At 54.6% G+C, this 17,322-nt stretch carries 15 protein-coding genes; 9 read left to right on the top strand and 6 right to left on the bottom strand.

Annotation, left to right across the window (positions count from 1 at the left end; genetic code table 11):
* The first annotated feature begins 49 nt into the window (after positions 1-49).
* The 3 genes from HCX89_RS09745 (at position 50) to HCX89_RS09735 (ending at position 3,134) form a co-directional block, all read left to right on the top strand.
* Positions 50-361: a hypothetical protein gene (locus tag HCX89_RS09745; protein ID WP_025010298.1), complete on the top strand. Its 312-nt coding sequence runs from the start codon at positions 50-52 to the stop codon at positions 359-361.
* Positions 362-388: 27 nt separating this feature from the next.
* Entirely contained in the window at positions 389-799 is a 411-nt protein-coding gene (nikR, locus tag HCX89_RS09740; RefSeq protein WP_025010297.1) for a nickel-responsive transcriptional regulator NikR, read from the top strand.
* A 385-nt stretch (positions 800-1,184) separates the two neighbouring features.
* Positions 1,185-3,134: a TonB-dependent siderophore receptor gene (locus HCX89_RS09735; protein ID WP_167715852.1), complete on the top strand. Its 1,950-nt coding sequence runs from the start codon at positions 1,185-1,187 to the stop codon at positions 3,132-3,134.
* A gap of 95 nt (positions 3,135-3,229) precedes the next feature.
* Here HCX89_RS09735 and HCX89_RS09730 read toward each other — a convergent pair whose 3' ends face one another.
* From HCX89_RS09730 to HCX89_RS09705, 6 genes are all read right to left on the bottom strand, one after another.
* Positions 3,230-4,621, bottom strand: a complete 1,392-nt coding sequence (locus HCX89_RS09730; protein WP_071238197.1) for an ATP-binding protein — start codon at positions 4,619-4,621, stop codon at positions 3,230-3,232.
* Positions 4,618-5,277, bottom strand: coding sequence for a response regulator (locus tag HCX89_RS09725; RefSeq protein ID WP_025887320.1), 660 nt, complete (start codon positions 5,275-5,277; stop codon positions 4,618-4,620). Before HCX89_RS09725 ends, HCX89_RS09730 begins: the two co-directional genes overlap by 4 nt.
* Before the next feature lie 164 nt (positions 5,278-5,441).
* Positions 5,442-6,374 (bottom strand): FAD:protein FMN transferase, encoded by a 933-nt coding sequence (locus tag HCX89_RS09720; protein ID WP_254428379.1) that lies wholly within the window; start codon positions 6,372-6,374, stop codon positions 5,442-5,444.
* A 57-nt stretch (positions 6,375-6,431) separates the two neighbouring features.
* Entirely contained in the window at positions 6,432-7,781 is a 1,350-nt protein-coding gene (locus HCX89_RS09715; RefSeq protein ID WP_167715849.1) for a DUF3570 domain-containing protein, read from the bottom strand.
* Positions 7,772-7,996, bottom strand: a complete 225-nt coding sequence (locus HCX89_RS09710; RefSeq protein WP_037436894.1) for a DUF4266 domain-containing protein — start codon at positions 7,994-7,996, stop codon at positions 7,772-7,774. The genes HCX89_RS09715 and HCX89_RS09710 overlap by 10 nt, the downstream gene beginning before the upstream one ends.
* A 3-nt stretch (positions 7,997-7,999) precedes the next feature.
* Positions 8,000-8,497, bottom strand: coding sequence for a TlpA disulfide reductase family protein (locus tag HCX89_RS09705; RefSeq protein WP_243882715.1), 498 nt, complete (start codon positions 8,495-8,497; stop codon positions 8,000-8,002).
* Positions 8,498-8,817: 320 nt separating this feature from the next.
* Between HCX89_RS09705 and hyaA the strand changes: the two genes are divergently transcribed.
* From hyaA to hypF, 6 genes are read left to right on the top strand one after another with little or no spacing between them, the layout of a single operon-like run.
* Positions 8,818-9,954 carry a nickel-dependent hydrogenase small subunit gene (hyaA, locus tag HCX89_RS09700; RefSeq protein WP_062793451.1) on the top strand — a complete coding sequence of 379 codons (1,137 nt, stop codon included), beginning with the start codon at positions 8,818-8,820 and terminating at the stop codon, positions 9,952-9,954.
* A gap of 3 nt (positions 9,955-9,957) precedes the next feature.
* Positions 9,958-11,661 (top strand): nickel-dependent hydrogenase large subunit, encoded by a 1,704-nt coding sequence (gene hyaB / locus HCX89_RS09695; RefSeq protein WP_044734538.1) that lies wholly within the window; start codon positions 9,958-9,960, stop codon positions 11,659-11,661.
* 12 nt (positions 11,662-11,673) lie between these two features.
* Positions 11,674-12,345: a Ni/Fe-hydrogenase, b-type cytochrome subunit gene (cybH, locus tag HCX89_RS09690; protein ID WP_044734539.1), complete on the top strand. Its 672-nt coding sequence runs from the start codon at positions 11,674-11,676 to the stop codon at positions 12,343-12,345.
* A 7-nt stretch (positions 12,346-12,352) separates the two neighbouring features.
* The gene (locus HCX89_RS09685) at positions 12,353-12,952 is read left to right on the top strand and encodes a HyaD/HybD family hydrogenase maturation endopeptidase (protein ID WP_025887315.1); all 600 of its coding nucleotides are present in this window, start codon (positions 12,353-12,355) and stop codon (positions 12,950-12,952) included.
* Complete coding sequence (locus HCX89_RS09680; protein WP_144224248.1) at positions 12,939-14,822, top strand: NiFe hydrogenase; 1,884 nt, start codon at positions 12,939-12,941, stop codon at positions 14,820-14,822. Before HCX89_RS09685 ends, HCX89_RS09680 begins: the two co-directional genes overlap by 14 nt.
* Positions 14,822-17,248, top strand: a complete 2,427-nt coding sequence (hypF, locus tag HCX89_RS09675; protein WP_167715846.1) for a carbamoyltransferase HypF — start codon at positions 14,822-14,824, stop codon at positions 17,246-17,248. The genes HCX89_RS09680 and hypF overlap by 1 nt, the downstream gene beginning before the upstream one ends.
* Positions 17,249-17,322: the final 74 nt, after the last annotated feature.

The following is a 17,322-nucleotide window of genomic DNA, read 5'->3' as shown; positions in this document are numbered from 1 at the left end:
GGACACGGCCCAAGCCGAATTTGCACGACCGTAAGTTGGATAAGCTGCGATGACCTTGCTCAAAAGTACCTTTTTATTAGAGTCTCTTTATCAAGAAGGTTTGCTCACATACAAGACAGCCGGTGACTGTGCGGGTTATGTGCAACTTCAACTCCGGGTACCATGGGCTTTTGGCTATCAGGATCTGGAGATTACGGTCTGGATCCGGCCAAATATTACGAATAATTTTTTCGTAACACTACTCCCATTCCCCCCGGTGCAACAGCATAAAAAAACGCCAAAAGCAAAAAGTTTGCTTCAGATCACACCCGCCGAGAAGGAAAAAGACATTTTGTGGCAAAGCTTGTGTAAGCTCTATTGATTAAAGGTGTTTTTCAAAGAGACAGCCATGACAGATGAAACCCAACGCTTTACCGTTTCCCTCCCCCAGTCGTTATTTGAAGAGATAGAAACTGACAGCCGCGAGCGTGGCTATCAATCCCGCTCCGAGTATATCCGCGATCTGTTTCGCGACAGGATAGTCGATAAGCAGTGGAACAACAGCGTGGAAGACGTTGTCGGCGTACTGACTCTGGTGTTTGACCATCACCAAAGAGGCCTGACTGAAAAACTGATTGAGATCCAACACCACCATCTGGTGCATGTGCTCTGCAGCACCCATGTCCATATAGATCACCACAGATGTTTGGAAACCATTATCCTCAAAGGGCAAGCCTCTGAGGTGAATAAACTGGTCAACCAAATCGCCGCCCTGAAAGGCGTTAACCTTGCCCGTTTGAGCCGCGCGGGCATCATCTAGTTTCACCTCTTGGACCTTCTCCAGACACTTTTCCCTAACGCCGGGCAAAACTTCATGCCCGGCAGAAACGTCAGCGACACTGAAAACCCAACCCTTTCCACCCGTTAAACCATAAGCCTGACATGGCAGCAACTTGCAACCGAATCTTGCAACGCTGACGGCAAGGTCTGAGTATTACGAATATAAAATTTTTCATACTCATTGTTGAGAATTTGATCTGCCTCAACAAATCCCTTGGCTGAGTTTCTATAATCATCGCCGTATTAATAAGCGATGTAACTTAGCGCACTCATACAAATCACACCTTTTTGAATGCGCGGCAATGGAAAGTTAACCCTGTTAACTGTTGCCAAATCTTCACTCAGTCTTTTTAGGGACTATTGAGATGTTTATAAGTTACTCTTTTAAGCGGGCACTGCCTTGGTTGCCCTTTGGTATTATTGCCGCCAATACACTGCTGGTGCCGGTTGGCCAGGCCGATGAAGCCATGGAGATCATCGCCGTCAACGGCACCCGCTATCAGGATGATTCTGTGTTGGCCCTCAGCCATACAGGCCAGAGCCTGACGGTTATCAGCCGCGACATGATAGTGTCGGCCGGTGCGGTGGACATCAACGAAATCCTCAACCAGTTTGTGCCAGGGCTCTTTGCCAACGGTCGCAATGGCCGCCACACCGATACCGACTACTCGCTTCAGGGCAGTCGCCCTGTGGATATACTCTGGCTATTGGACGGCAACCGCCTCAATAACCGCCTCTATGGCTCCACCTATACCGACAGCATTAACCCCATGATGATAGAACGTATTGAGGTGATCAAAGGCGCTCAGGGTTTGATCTACGGCTCGGATGCCATCGCCGGAGTGGTCAACATCATCACCCGCGACAGTCATGGCGAGCAAGGTGGCGAAGTCAACTTGAGCGCCGATACCCTCACCAGCTATGATCTCGGCGCTTATGTCAGTGGCGGCAGCGATACTCTAAGCTACAGCCTCAGCGGCAGCTCCAGTCAATCGGACGGTTACGCATTCTGGGAAGATGACGAGTACTCGCCGGTAGCCGCAGAGGATAAAGACCGGGGTTATCGCATGATGAATATAGGCGGCAAGCTCAATTGGCAACCTTCTGCCCAGCACAAAATCACCCTGTTCGGCCAATACAATGATGGCGTGCTGGAGCGGCCTTTGGCCTACAGTGCCATCGTCTCGGAGAACGAGCGCAAACAGACACTGGCCTGGCTCGGTTGGCAATATCAGGCAACTGATAAGCTGAGCCTGGAGACCCGGCTTCACTATCAAAACTGGGACTCCTATTACTCTGAAATCACCCTGGAGCCGGATGGCAGCATGACTATCCCTTACCGGGATGCCTACTGGGGCTTTACCGACAAGGGCGCCAAGGTCAGCGGTCGTTATCAGGCAGATTCGGGGGACAGCTGGCTCGGCGGCATCGAGTGGCAAAGCTATTATGGCGCCGATGAAGTGATGGAGCTGCAAGCGCCCACCGACGATACCAAGGCCGCCTTTTTGCAATACAAGCCGCATTTTTCCGCCCTGCCCGGCACAGTGCTGGCGTTGGGGCTCAGGTATAACCGCCTGGCCAACAATGAAGATAAATGGGTGGCTTCACTGGGACTTGAACAGGAGCTTGGACAAAATTGGCAACTGAAAGCCGCCGTGGGCAATGGTTTTCGGCAACCCACTTCATCTGAGCTCTGGGCCAAGGTCGGTACCCTGGGCAACCCTGAACTTGAGAGTGAAGAGAGTATCAACACCAATCTGACCTTGGTCTATCAAGGCAACTTTACTTTCAGTGTCGAGGCTTACTGGCGCGAAACCGACAACCTGGTGGATAAACGGGAAATCGCCACCAATGTCTGGCAGTACGCCAACCTGGATGGCAAGGTTCGGGGTCAGGGGGTGGATATTCAATACATCATGAACCCGGCACAGGGCTGGCAACTTGAGCTATCCGGCAGTTATAACCGTGCCCGCGAGCGCGGCAAGGATCAGCAGATAGAGCGGATCCCGCAATACATGGGCTTTGCCCGCCTCAGTTGGGATGCCACTGATTCACTGAATCTTTATCTGCAGGGACGTTATGTCGGCGAGTTTACCGATTATGGCCTCAAGGCCGGCGACTATCTGCTGACAGGCATAGGCGCCGACTGGTGGTTGACCGCCAGCCAAAACCAGCAGTTAACACTGCGGATAGATAACCTGTTTGATGAGGACAACACCAGCGCTATTTTCAAACATGGGCACAAGGCCGAGTACCCTATCCCCACTCTGGGCGCACCGCGTACGGCGCAGCTAATCTACCGTTATCTGTTCTGATGTGTTGCCTTCTTTAAAAGCGAGCCGCAGCCCCGTTGGAGGCTGCGGCTTTCTCTTTCTGCTCGGCTTATTACTTGTTTTTGCTCGACTAACTCTTAGCCAGGCAAAATGATCCGCACATCCAAGCCACGTTCAGTGCCCGGTTGAATACTCAACTTACCCTTATGCAACTCGACAATTTGAGCACTGATAGACAGGCCAAGACCCGCGCCAGGAACTGACTCATCGGCAATCCGGAAAAAGCGCTCAGTCAACTGCCGACACTGCTCCAATGGTAGGCCTGGTCCTGAGTCCAGCACCTGGATAACCACTTGTTTGCTCTCTTGGCGCCCCTCTTGCCAGCAACTGACTTTGATTGGCTGATCTTTGCCCGAATACTTACAGGCATTTTCCAGCAGGTTTTTCAGCACCAGTTTCATATAGAAGGGGTCGACACTGACACTCACCTCTTCCGGCAATTCCAGCTGCCAACTGTAATCGGCAATCAGCGGCAGCAGTTGATCCAGCACTTCCTGCACCATTACCGCCACCGGCGTTTGCGCCACTTCCAGCTCGGACAGGGATTCCACCCGAGACAGCAACAGCAACTGCTCTACCATATGGGTCATCTGGCCAATGCCTGTGTCTATGGCATTGAGGTGCAGCTGCTGCTCGGCCTCAGTCTTGGCCTGTTGCCAGCCCTGACGGTGCAGTTTAATGACCGCCAGCGGGGTTTTGAGTTCATGCGCCGCATCAGCGCTGAAACGCCGCTCCCGCGCCAGATTATCGCTGATGCGGGTGATATAGGTATTGAGCGCGTCCTGCACAGGTACCAACTCTTTGGGCAGTTGCAACGCCAGCGGCCGCATATCCGCAGGGCTGCGGAGTTTGAGCCGGGCCGCCAGGCTCTCAAGCGGTTGCAGCAACCAATAGGAGAGAAACACCATCAGCAACGCCACTGCAGGTACCACCAACGCCGGGCCGATAAAGCTGTTGCCCATGATCTGCTCCACCAGCTCACCGCGCACATCGTCTCTTTGGCCGGTAATGATCCATACGCCAAGATCATCGGAGAAATAGCTGAGCAGATGCCAAAGCTCACCCTGGTAATAACGCTTGTGGTAACCACGCTCAAATGGCGCCATGGGCTCAATGTCGCTGTTATCCGACCTTGCCATCAGTTGTTTGGCCGGGGTCCACATCTGATAGGCGAGTTTCAGCTCATAACTCAGCTCAGTGGCATCGGCCTGCTCAGTAAAGGTATTAACCTTGCCCGGGTTTACACTCAGGATCAGTGGGTTTTCCAACATGTCCAGGCGATGATCCCGCCCCTGGGCACCATAGAACATCTCCAGCATCTTGGCACTTTGCAGCATCTGGGCATCGAACAGCTCTTCTATCTGACGGCGAGAGTCCTGGGTGTTGAGGTAACTGCTGATGCCTACCGAGAGACAGATGCCAAGCAGCATCAATGCCATCATCACCAGACGCAGGGATACCCGGCTCATTCTACTGCCACCAAGGTATAACCTATGCCGCGCACTGTCTTGATAAGCTCATTGGCGGTTTTTTTACGCAGGTGATGAATATGCACCTCGATGGAATTACTGCCAACCTCGTCCCAACCATAAGTCAGCTGCTCAAGCTGATTACGGCTGAGCACCCTGCCACTGGACTGGGCCAGTTCAAGCAGTAATTGATATTCGCGCCGCGACACCTGAATATGATGGCCGCGAAACAGCACCTGATGAGCATCCATATCGATAACCAGTGCCCCCACTTCCAAACGGTTTTGATTCAGACCGTGTTGCCGCCTGACGATCGCCTTGATTCTGGCCACCAGCTCCCGCACATCAAAGGGTTTGGCCAGATAATCATCGGCGCCGAGATCCAAGCAGGCAAGCTTGGTATCAAAGTCGGTGTTGGCGGTCAGCACTATAGTCGGGGTATCTATGCCGCGGCGGCGCCATTGGGTCAATAGTTGGCGGCCGTTACCGTCAGGCAAGCCCAAATCCAGCACTATGGCGCTGAAGGTTTCATTAATCACAGCCGCCTCGGCTTGTTTGATACTGGTGACGTGATCCACCTGCATATCCAACTTGGCAAGGCTAAGCAATATCCCCTGAGCCAACAACTCATTGTCTTCTATCAGCAATATTCTCATGGGTATAACATCCGGTTTAGGTTGCCCCTATTTCGCAGCAGCGGCGCGCCTGTGTCAAGCTGAAGGCATGAATCAAGCGGCCCGGAAAATCTCAAATGGCAGCATAGTTACAAATAGTCAAAGAGGAGGCTGCTGATTTCGGCAATCGCGCCTCATTGAAGCGGTTATCTGATGACGCTGTACTCCAGCTGCTGCGCCTTGAGAAAATCTTCTGCCGCCGCGCCCTTTAATATGGCGAGGGTCGCCAACATGCCTGCCGTGATGCAGCTCGCGGCCTGAACCGTCACACTACGGGGCGCGCCCTGCACAGGGTAACCGCTGCGGGGATCCAGGATATGGCCATAGCGGCGCCCCTGATGTTCAATAAAGCGGCGACTGTCACCACTGGTGGCCAATGCACCCATGTTGAGCGATATCAGTTCAGCTGCCCGGTCAAGATTGGCAGGGTCTTCAATCCCCACCTGCCAACATCTGTTACCACTGACGGCGATATCGCCACCGAGATTGACCAGCACCTCGGTGGTTGCGGCCCGGGTCATACACAGCCCGGCAACCCTATCGGCGGCATATTCTTTTACCAGGCCGCCGAAGTCCAACGCCATGGCCTCTGGCAGCATGATCCAGGGTGGCTCTGTTATTTCTGGGACGCTTTTGTCTTCGACCTTGTCGTCAAAATGGGGACTGAACTTGAGGTGTTGAAAGCCCACCCGGGACAAGGCATTTTTGATATCAGTCGAGCTCGGCAACGAAGTTTCTGACCTATTTCCCTTTTCAAAACACCAGAGCGCGAGCAGTGGGCCGGCGGTGATATCAAATAAGCCCTCACTCAGTTGCCAGCAGCGTTTGGCAAACTGCAGCAACGCCGCCGCCTCGCTGTCCAGCATAAAAGGCGCTCCGGCTGAATGATTGAGCCGCCATAGCCAGTTGCCTTCTAAAAAACGGCTGTACTTCTGCTCAAGCCTTTGGCATTCCTTGATAGCGACTTGAGTGAGGCTGAGCGCCAAACGCTCGTCACCGCTTGCAATAAGCAGCTCGCAGGGGCTGGCCATGGCGCGAAAACGACCACGGAAACCAAAGTCGGTACGGCTAAGGCTCATCTCTGGCGCTGAGGAGTGACTCTTGGTCAAAGGCTGCTTCCCTCTACTTTCTGTTGATTAAAAGCGGTAGCTGAGCTGGGCAATCACCGCCCTGAGCCTTGGAAACAGCTGCATATTGCCAAGCTCACCGGGCAATAAGGTGCCGTTGTTTTCACTCTGCTGCTGATAATATTCCAGGCGGTAGCTGAGCTCGCGACCCTCGCCGAGCTTATGCCCGAGCTTAACTCCGACAGTATAGGCTTGCAGCTCACCAAGGCGGTGGTCTGCGCTGGCGAATTCAGCTGAATAGCCGGAGATTGAGCCCTCATTCTGGAGCAACAAGGGCCGATAAAAGGATGCCGCACTCTGGCGGTAATAGCGCAGATGCAATTGGCCATAAAAGCCATCAGAGAAATAGTGCCTGAAGTGACTTTCCAGCGTATGGGAATCCAGCTGCCAATCATCAAAAGTGTAGCGCCAGGAAAGGTCCAGCACGCCCCTATCGAGCGCTCCCTTGAGCAGCAAAAACAGGCTCTGCTTTTGCCGTGAGTCCGGCCTGGATTCATAAAGGTAACTCTGGGTGACACCCAGATTGTCCACCAGGCTCAGCACCTTGTAGGGGTCAGTCTGGTACCCCTTAACCAGGGAAAAACCATAGTTGCCCTGCAGTAGCCAGCGACGGTTGAGCACCTGGGTAAAACCCAGCAGCAGATCCAGGGTTTGCTTATGATCCGAGCCGCCTTCTCTACTGGCCTCAAAGGCTTGTCTGAAGGCCGTTTCCGAGTCGTAGTCCACTCTTCTTGCCATGGTTGCAAGCGGCAAAGGTCGGCCGCCGACCGCATCTATGGTATCCAGGCCATAAGCCAACGCCAGGGATGCGGTACTGTTGTTCTTGTTGAAGCTATGCTCCAGCGCGCCATTGACGCCGAGCGAAGTGTAATCATATTCCCGTGAGCCATAAACGCCGCCGGCCAGCTGCCAGCTATTTTCGAAGAGCTTGTACCAATCGGCACTCAGTTGCAGCCGCTTATCATCAAAGCTGTCATCCAACACCTGCTCACCGGCGGCTATCTGATATTCGCCGTTACCGGAAGGCCGGGTCAGAGTTTGGCTCTGTTGCTGCATTACGGCGCCCGTGGCTGATGCGCCGCTCAGGCTGTCGAACACCAATTTGATATCCAGGCCGCTGCTATCATCAAATTCGCCTTTGGCCAGCAGTACCCCTTCAAGAGTCGTCACCCTGTCCTGCTCGCCGTAAAACATCAACGCGGCTTCCAACTGCCAATCGGTAGCCTTGTCAGCACTTTTATCCGGGAAGCTGAGGTTATTGTCTGCGGCATACGCCGCACCACTGGCAAGCAGTGAGCTGCTGGCCAGTGTCAGCGCTGCGGCAATATTGGTTTCACCATTTTGCCGCTTCAATTGCATCCGCAGCCTCCTCCGGCGAATGCGCGGCCGCCACTGGCTCCCTCTTTACTGAAGTAGATATGATCGTCCAGCGCCAAGTCCAGCCTTTCGTGTGCCAGCGACATATCCTCTCTCGCCAACTGATCCCTCTCCCAAGGTTCAACCCCGAGTTGAGCACAAGCTGTCAACCCAAGAGTGGCAATAAGCGATAAGCCCAATAAACGCATCCTACGCATCTGTTACTCCTTTAACGCACGCTTGAGTTCAGCCTCATACTGGCTTTGTCGCTCGGTGAAAAAACCAACATGGCTACCGAGCAGTTTTCCATCCCGGTCAAATAGAAAACTTGAGGGCATCCCCTGTAAATCCAGTCTGCGCGCCAGTCGCCCTTCAGGGTCATAAAGCACATCAAAGTCGGCATCCAGTTGCTGGAGAAACTCTCTACCTAATTGGGAGTCAGTGTCCAGATTCACCGCGATTATGGCGAGGTCCGTCTCTCGGTATTTGTGATGCATCTGCTGCATCCAGGGGAACGATTTGCGACATGGCGCACACCACGAGGCCCAGAAGTCCAAATAAATCACCTTACCCTTGTAGTCATTGAGGCTGACTTGAGTACCATCATCACGGCTTAACGCCAGCGCCAATGGGGACTGCAGCGTTTCTGCCTGTCCCAAACCACAAATAAGCAACATGAGCATCACAAATGGCAGTTGCGACAGTTTTTTGGCCTTCATCAGTTGGTTCCTCGACGTAAGCTTGCAGTCTGTGGCTGCTACTTTTAAAAAACAGCCATAAAACGGATAGATAAGGATTTTAAGTTTGCCAATCAGTAAATCTTAAATGCTCAAAAAGAGATAGTTGGACAATTTGTCCACTATTAACAATAGCCATTTTGATCCCGATCATGTAATGAAAAAGTAAACATATCAAAAATCACACCCAGACAGAAATCTTGATGCATATCAACTTTAATGAGTCAGTTGCGACCTACACTCATAGGCGTGATTTGTGTGAGTTAAAAGCTATTACATTCTTATAAATAAAAGGTTCAACCATGGACACACATGCAGCCCTTTACGAGCAAGGACGGCAACGGCTGGAGAAATTGCGTCAGCTGCCCGCCCGCCAGGACAAATCTTTACAGGAACGTATGCTGGATCACGGCCTGACCCGCCGTGACTTTATGAAGTGGAGTGCATCGGTTACCGCCATGCTGGCGTTGCCCTTGCCCTTCTCCAACCTGGTGGCCGAAGCTGCCGAACTGGCCGATCGGGTACCTCTGATTTGGTTGCATCTGGCCGAGTGCACAGGTTGCTCCGAATCTCTGGTGCGTGCCGACACGCCGAATCTGGATTCGTTGATCTTCGATCATATCTCGCTGGAATACCACGAGACCCTGATGGCTGCCGCCGGCTGGCAAGCAGAAGAGAATCTGGAGCACGCCCTTGAAGCCTACAAAGGCAACTACCTGCTGGCGGTTGAAGGGGCTGTGCCAACGGCCAACAACGGCGCCTTCTTAACGGTCGGCTGTAAGGGCCACACCGGGCTTGAAATCATCAAGCACGCCGCCGAAGGTGCTGCCGCGATAATTTCTGTGGGTACCTGTGCCTCCTTCGGCGGGGTTCAGGCGGCAGCGCCCAACCCAACCGGTGCCAAGGGCGTCCATGAAGTGGTCAACAAGACGGTCATCAACCTGGGTGGCTGCCCACCGAGTGAAAAGAATATTGTCGGCACCCTGATGTACTTCATCATGTTTGGCAAGCTCCCTGCCCTGGACATGTTCAATCGGCCCAAGTGGGCCTATGGTGCCAGGGTGCACGACAATTGCGAGCGCCGTGGCCGTTTCGACGCCGGTGAATTTGTCGAGGAATTCGGCGATACTGGTGCCAAAGAGGGCTATTGCCTCTACAAGGTAGGCTGTAAGGGCCCTTACACCTACAACAACTGCCCGACCGAGCGCTTCAATCACCATACCAGTTGGCCTGTGCTGGCCGGTCATGGCTGCATGGGCTGCTCTGAGCCCAACTTCTGGGATGACATGGCTGACTTTGAAAAACCTCTTGGCAGACAACTGCTGCATGGCCTGGATGCCACCGCCGATACCATAGGCGCTGTCATTCTCGGTGCCACTGTGGTGGGTATCGGCGCCCATGCGGTTGCCAGTCTGTTTGCCGGTTCGAAGGAGGATTAATCAATGAACCAACGTGTAGTCATAGATCCCATTACCCGTATCGAAGGCCACCTGCGTGTTGAGGTGGAAGTCGATGAAAACAATGTGGTGCAAAAAGCCTGGTCCTCCTCCACCCTGTGGCGCGGTATTGAGGTGATCCTCAAGGGCCGTACGCCTATGGATGTGGGCCTTATCGTGCAGCGGATCTGCGGTGTGTGTACCTATTCCCACTATCGCTGCGGCACCGAAGCGGTGGAAAATGCTCTGGGGATGAAAATTCCGCTCAACGCCCGCTATCTGCGCTCCTTGATGCACACTTCACTGTTTATGCACGACCATATAGTGCATTTCTATCATCTGCATGGTCTGGACTGGGTGGATGTGGTTTCCGCTCTTAGTGCCGATCCCGCCAAGGCGGCTCAAGTAGCACTCAAGTACACAGACAAGCCGATTGCCGCCGGTGAAGGTGAACTCAGGGCCGTTCAGGAGAGAGTCAAAGGCTTTGTCGAAACCGGTAAGCTTGGGCCTTTCGCCAACGCCTATTGGGGTAACGGTACCTATAAATTCACCCCAGAGCAGAACCTGATTGCCCTGTCGCACTATCTCAAGGCACTGGAAGTACAGCGGGTTGCGGCAGAGATGATGGCGATTTTCGGCGGCAAGCAGCCTCACCCTCAGTCTCTGGTCGTCGGCGGTGTTACCTCGGTGCGTGATATGCTGAGCCCGGCAAGATTACAGGAGTGGAAACAAAAACATGCCATTGTGGCTGACTTTATCGAGCGTGGTTACAAGGCCGATATCGTGATGGCGGCCGAAGCCTTCGGCGGCGAAGCCTCTGTACTGGGCGGCGTTAACATCAAGAGCTTTATGGCTACCAACGACTTTGTCACAGCCGATGGTGAGTATCTGTTTGAACAAGGGGTTATCCTCAAGGGCGACCTGGCCGGTGTCAGCGATATCAACCCGGACCTGATTGCCGAAGATGTCACCCACGCCTGGTACAAGGCCGACAAGCCGCAACACCCTTACGATGGCACCACAATTCCGGATTACACCGGCTTTGTAGAGCGCGACACGGTTTACGGCAAACTGCCGACCCTGGATGGTGACAACAAATACAGCTGGGTGAAATCCCCCCGTTACCAAGGTGAACCTGTGGAAGTGGGCCCACTCGCCTGCCTGCTGGTGAACTATGCCAGAGGCAATCAAGTGGTAGTCGATGCCGTCAATGGTTTGCTGCAACGTACCGGCTTGCCGATTGAAGCCCTGTTCACCACCCTTGGCCGCACCGCGGCGCGTATGTTGCAAACCTCGATTGTGGCCAAAGAGGGATTGCGCACCTTCGACGCCCTGCTGACCAATATCCAGAGTGACGACAGCACTTATATCAAGCCTGAGCTCGACAGCAACAAAGAGTATGTCGGCCACGCCATGATTGAAGCACCCCGCGGTATGCTGAGTCACTGGATCCGCATCAAGGGGGGACTGGTGGAAAACTATCAGGCCGTGGTGCCCACCACCTGGAACGCAGGGCCTGTGGATGCCAAGGGACAGATGGGGCCTTATGAGGCATCACTGATAGGCTTGAAACTTGAAGATCCCGCCAAGCCACTGGAAGTGATCCGCATTATTCACTCTTTCGATCCCTGTATGGCCTGCGCCGTACACGTGATGGATTACAAGGGGCAATCCTTGGGCGAATTCCGTATCGATCCCAATGCCCGCTAAGGAGGAAGCGTCATGGCTACATCGAGTGTTTCCTATAAACAGGAGATAGTATTCAGCGCCGCGATCCGGATATTTCACTGGCTCAGAGCGCTGGCGATTTTGGTACTTGTGATGACAGGCTTTTATATCGCCTGGCCATTTCTGGTGGCGCCCGAGTCCAGTGATGTGTTGGTGCAAGGCTGGATCCGCTTTGCCCACCTGATCTTCGGCTTTATCCTCTGTGCCATTACCCTGGCCCGAGCTTATCTGTTCTTCTTCAGCAAGAGCGATATTGAGCGGCGCTCGTTTCGGGATGTGATGAGCTTGAAGAGTTGGATAGTTCAGCTCAAGTCCTATCTGTGGATGGGTAAGCTGAACAAGGCCGGTGTCTATGGCCCACTGCAGTTTATGACCTATCTGGCAGTGTCTGTAATGGCTGCGGTGATCTGTATTACCGGGCTGGTACTCTATGCCAACGTCTACCATCAAGGTATGGGCGGCTGGCTGTGGGATATCTCCGGCTGGATCACGGCGCAGATGGGTGGCCTGGCCATGGTCAGGATCTGGCACCATTATCTGACCTGGGCCTTTGTCATCTTCGTGGTTATCCACGTTTATATGGCAGTCTGGACAGGTATCCGCTTCAAACATAACTCAGTGGACTCTATTGTCTCAGGTTATGACTATCACCCGGACAAGCACTAGAGGTCAGATGAAGATATTGCTGCTGGGTATTGGCAATGTCCTGTACGCCGATGAAGGTATCGGCGTACATTTTGTCAATTACCTCAATGAAAACTATCAATTTACTCACCCAAGCGACCAGCTCGATCTCCTCGACGGCGGCACCTTGGCACAGGGGCTTACCCCCATCATTGCCAAGTACGACGCTTTGCTCTTGGTCGATACAGTCAATGCCGCAGGCGCCAAACCCGGCGAAGTCTATTTCTTCGACTTCGATAAGGCTCCGCCTGAAATCGATTGGCAAGGCAGCGCCCATGAAGTGGAAATGCTGCAAACCCTGATCATGATGGAGATGCTTGGCGACAGGCCCCACACCATGGTGCTTGGGATCACCCCAACCGTGATTGAACCCATGACGCTTGGGCTCACACCGCAAATTGCCGCCGCCGTGCCCTTGATGGAAACCACGCTTATCAACTATCTGCAGCACCTTGGCTGGCAATGCCAAAAAACCGGTAACACTGACATAGAAGCCCTTATTCCCCACTCCTATCGCCCAAAGCTATCTGTAGCAGCAAAGGTCGATGAAGAAGACAAACTGCCGGAAACATCCCATGAAACTCGTTAGATTCGAATTTGACTGCGCCTCGCAGCAGCCTTGGTATGGGCATTTATGTAACCAATATCTTAATTACGATAAGCTGAATATCACTGTCGCCCTGTTGCCGTTGAAATCCGCGGCCAAGCAAAGCACTGCTGCCGCCCTGGAGCACAATCATCAGGCGCCCAGGATCCTCTGGCGATATATTCTCGAAGCCGAGGGGAGCCAGAGTGAGCTTGAGCAGCTCGCCGATGAGATTGCGGGTGATTTTCTCTTGAGCACCAGCTTGCTGGACTCACGTATTTTACTGGCAGAGGAAAGACTCGGCGCCGCCACGCCACTGGCTTTAGCCGACGTACTTCCCAATTCAACCACTCGGCCGAGCCTGGCGTTTTGTCAGTACTGCCAGCCTCGTTTGGGCGATAACCAACACCCTGATTTTGCCAATATCCGTTTGCCCTGCCCCCACTGCCTTGGCGAAGAGGCGGTATTGGCTGAGCCGGAGCTCTGCGCCCTGCAACCAAGCGATATCCGCGCCATGGCCGAGCAACTGCTTGAGGGCAAATCGCTCACGCTCACCGACAGCGGCAATCGGCGCCTAAAACTGAGTCGCAAACAAGATGATATGCCTCAGGGCATACCCAGCGGCCAAACACTTATCTGCTGCAATCCCAATAGCCTCAACGCCCACTTCCTGCTGACCGATGCCGAAGTGCTGGCGCTTTCTTCGATGGAAAAACCTGCGCTGCAATTAAGACCCTGCTCGCAGCACCCCAGGCTCACACAGCCCTTGTACTCAGTGGCGTTTGCCGATAGCAGACTGCTGCTGATCATCTGCGAGTATTTGCGTATCAAGGGCTGCGATTATCTGTTTGCGGTCGAGTTATCCCAGCCTTCCCGTGTAGAGCTATGCTGGATAGCCGGTCACTATCTGCCGCTCTATGCTCACCAGGCGCGGCTGAGTAAGGCAAGCTCAGGCCATGCCTTGCCGGAAACCCTGCACGATGAGGCAAGGTTCGGCAAATCAGTGGCGACCGTTCAAAGCCCAGGCAACCCAAAAGAGCCGCAAATTGTATTGAGAGCGGCCACGGAGAATGACGCGAATATCTGGCAAGTGGCCACCGATCACGGCGCCGAATGCGCCTTCAACGCGCTGCTGGCCGAATTCTCAGGTATAAAAAAAGCCGCACTGCTCTATTTCAGTGGCTCGAATCCCTCACAAATACGCTATCTGGATAAGGACGGCAAACAAGAGTGCTTCTTTGAGCTGACTCAACTGCCCGCCAGCGGCTATGAGATAGTACACGCACTGGAGCAAAGCCCGCAGCGCACTGTGGTGCAAAAATTCAAAAGCCAATTCCCCGAGTGTTATAACCGCCTGCTGGATTTTGGCAGTCAGCAGCCATCCGCCTTCCCCGGGTTGGATGCGCTATGGGCCGTTATCGCCATCATCAGTGGGCTTGGTCAGCAGGGTCAGTCGGCCACTGAGCTTAAAGATGCCTTTATCGCCGCCGCCATGAGTTACAAGGGCGCCAACGCACCGCGAATCGATTACCCCTTGGCCAAGGGCGAAGCGGTGCGCGGCCTTAACTGGTGCAAAACGCTGGGCACTGTCATGAGTTTCCGCCTCGCCGGTGACACAGATGCCGCCAAGCTCTGCTTCGCCGCCCAGGATTCACTGGCTGACTATCTGGCCAACTGGGTCGAGCATCTGGATCTCAGCGTTGGTATAGATTGTGTGTTTCTGGCCGGCAGCGCCATGGCCAACCCGGTTCTGAGCAAGAGAATCGCCATCCGCATCGGCAAAAACTTCCCGCTGGCGGCCAGTCAACTGCTCGATCTCGATGGCGCCCTGCTCGCCGCCGGCGCACTTTGGCTCAGGCAAAGGAGGCGCTGATGACAGCGCTTGTTGCCCAAAGCTTCAATATCAAAGGCATAGTCCAGGGGGTGGGTTTTCGCCCCTGGATTTTCCAGTTGGCAAAACGCTTTCAGCTCACGGGCCATGTGCTCAACGATGGCCAGGGCGTCAGCATATTGGTGCAAGGTCCGGAGATGGCGCTGGCAGGATTTCGAGCCGCGCTCGATACCGAGCGCCCGCCGCTGTGCCGCATTGATGAGCTCACCGTCAGCCATGCCCAAGTGCAGGACTTGCAAGATTTCACCATAGCGCACAGCAGTGCGGGGCAAGCGGCGGCCATAGTCACTGTGGGCAGCGACAAGAGCAGCTGCGATGCCTGCTTGGCCGAGATTCGCGATCCCAACAATCGCCACTTCGGTTACCCCTTCACCAACTGCACCCACTGCGGCCCCAGATACACCATTATCCGCAACCTGCCCTACGACAGACACAATACCGCCATGGCGGGCTTTGCCCTTTGTGATGCCTGCCGCCAGGCCTATGAAGACCCTATGGACAGGCGCTATCACGCCCAGCCGGTCAGTTGCCCCAAATGTGGCCCCGAGCTGACACTGCGTGGCGCAGGCGGCGAAATCCTCGCCAAGAGAGAGCAAGCGCTGGCGCAAACCATTGCCCTTATCGAACAGGGCAAAATCCTCGCCATCAAGGGCCTAGGGGGCTTTCATCTGATCTGCGATGCCGGTAATCATGACGCAGTCACTGAACTTAGGCGCCGCAAGTGCCGCCCGGCCAAGCCGCTGGCACTGATGATGCCCTCAATCGAGTTCGCCAAACAATATGCCGAAGGCTCGAGCGCCGAATGGCAACTGCTCAGTAGTCAGGAGCGGCCGATTGTGCTTATGGCCAAGAAGCAACACCAGACTGACGCTCCGGCACTCAGCAGCGCCATAGCGCCGGATATCGATCGGCTGGGTTTGTTCCTGCCTTATACGCCGCTGCATACCCTGCTGCTCGATGGCCTGCAGCGGCCGCTGGTGGCCACCAGTGCCAACCGCTCCGGCGAACCGATTATCACAGACGGCGACGAGGTGCTACGGCAACTCGGCAAACCACCTCTGGCTGTGGTCGATGCAATACTGGATCATAACCGCCCCATCATCAACGGCTGTGACGACTCTGTGGTGCAGATGCTGGATAATGAACTGCAAGTACTGCGTCTCGCCCGCGGTTATGCACCGCTGAGCCTGCCAAGCAAGAGCTTGGCGAGTAAGGACTCTGGAGACAACAGCTCCAACAAGCTGCCGTCACTGCTGGCCGTGGGCCCACAACAGAAAAACACCCTGGCGCTCAATATCGGTAATCAGCTCTATCTCAGCCCCCATATAGGCGATCTTTTCAGTGTTGAGGCAGAAGGCTATTTCGAGCGCACTTTGCAGAATTTCCATCGCCTGTACCGCTTTGAGCCCGAGGCCATCATCCGCGATAAACACCCCGACTACGCGTCCAGCCGCTGGGCCGAGCGTCAAAGTACTCGGCAGCTTGAGGTGCAGCATCACTTCGCCCATCTGCTGGCGGTGATGGCAGCCAATGATTACAGCGGCAAGGTGCTGGGCTTCAGCTTTGATGGCACAGGGCTTGGAGATGACAACCAGCTCTGGGGCGGCGAACTGCTGCTGGCCGACTGTCAGGGATTTCAGCGTCTGGCAACCCTGAGCCCGATGACACTGCTCGGAGGCGAGCAGGCCATTCGCGAGCCTTGGCGCCTGCTCTATAGCCTGCTGTTGCAAAACCATGACATTGAAGAGTTGCAGCAATTGGCGGTCTTTGCTGCCGAGCCTGCTGCCAAGCTGGCCAACCTTGGCAAGCTCGCCAACTGTGGCATAGGTCCCAAGAGCCACTCCATCGGCCGTTTATTCGATGCCGCCGCCGCGCTGCTGGCGAACTTGAGACTCAGCCAATATGAAGGCCAAGCCGGGATTATCCTGGAAACCCTTGCCCGCCGAGCCATTGCCGCCGGGAAACAGCAAAGCGCCGAGAAGCTAGGCTTAGAGCTGAAGCTTGAACATGAGCTCGAACCGACAAACACTCGCGCCGAGCTGGTGCTTGGGCATTGGCAAAGCGCGCCGTTATTTTCGGCGCTGCTGCAAGCCTGGCGCACCGAGCCGGACAGTGAACTGCTGGCGCTGGCCTTTATTCAGGCCATAGGCAAAGGGATTATCACCGCGGCGCTCAAAGCCCGTAACTGGCTCAAGGCCGAAGGAATAGACGAGCTGCCGCTGGTACTGAGCGGCGGCGTGTTTCAAAGTAGGCTTCTCAGTGAATACTGCCACCGGGAACTCGCCCGGCTTGAATTTCACCGCTTGAAACCCGGCCTGGTGCCGGTCAATGATGGCGGTATCGCCCTCGGGCAGCTCTGGTATGGATTACATCAACCCGGGCTCACACAGAGCCTGACCGAACGTTGAAATTACTGATTGATATCAAGGCATCTGCCGCCAAAGCGGCGCATGCTCAGATTAAGGAACCAAAGGGAGTTCAT

Origin of the sequence: Shewanella sp. Iso12, assembly GCF_012030025.1 — a bacterium.
Classification (GTDB): Bacteria; Pseudomonadota; Gammaproteobacteria; order Enterobacterales; family Shewanellaceae; genus Shewanella; species Shewanella algae.
The sequence above is the reverse complement of the archived record's forward strand: the minus strand, read 5'-3'. Positions and strand labels throughout refer to the sequence as shown.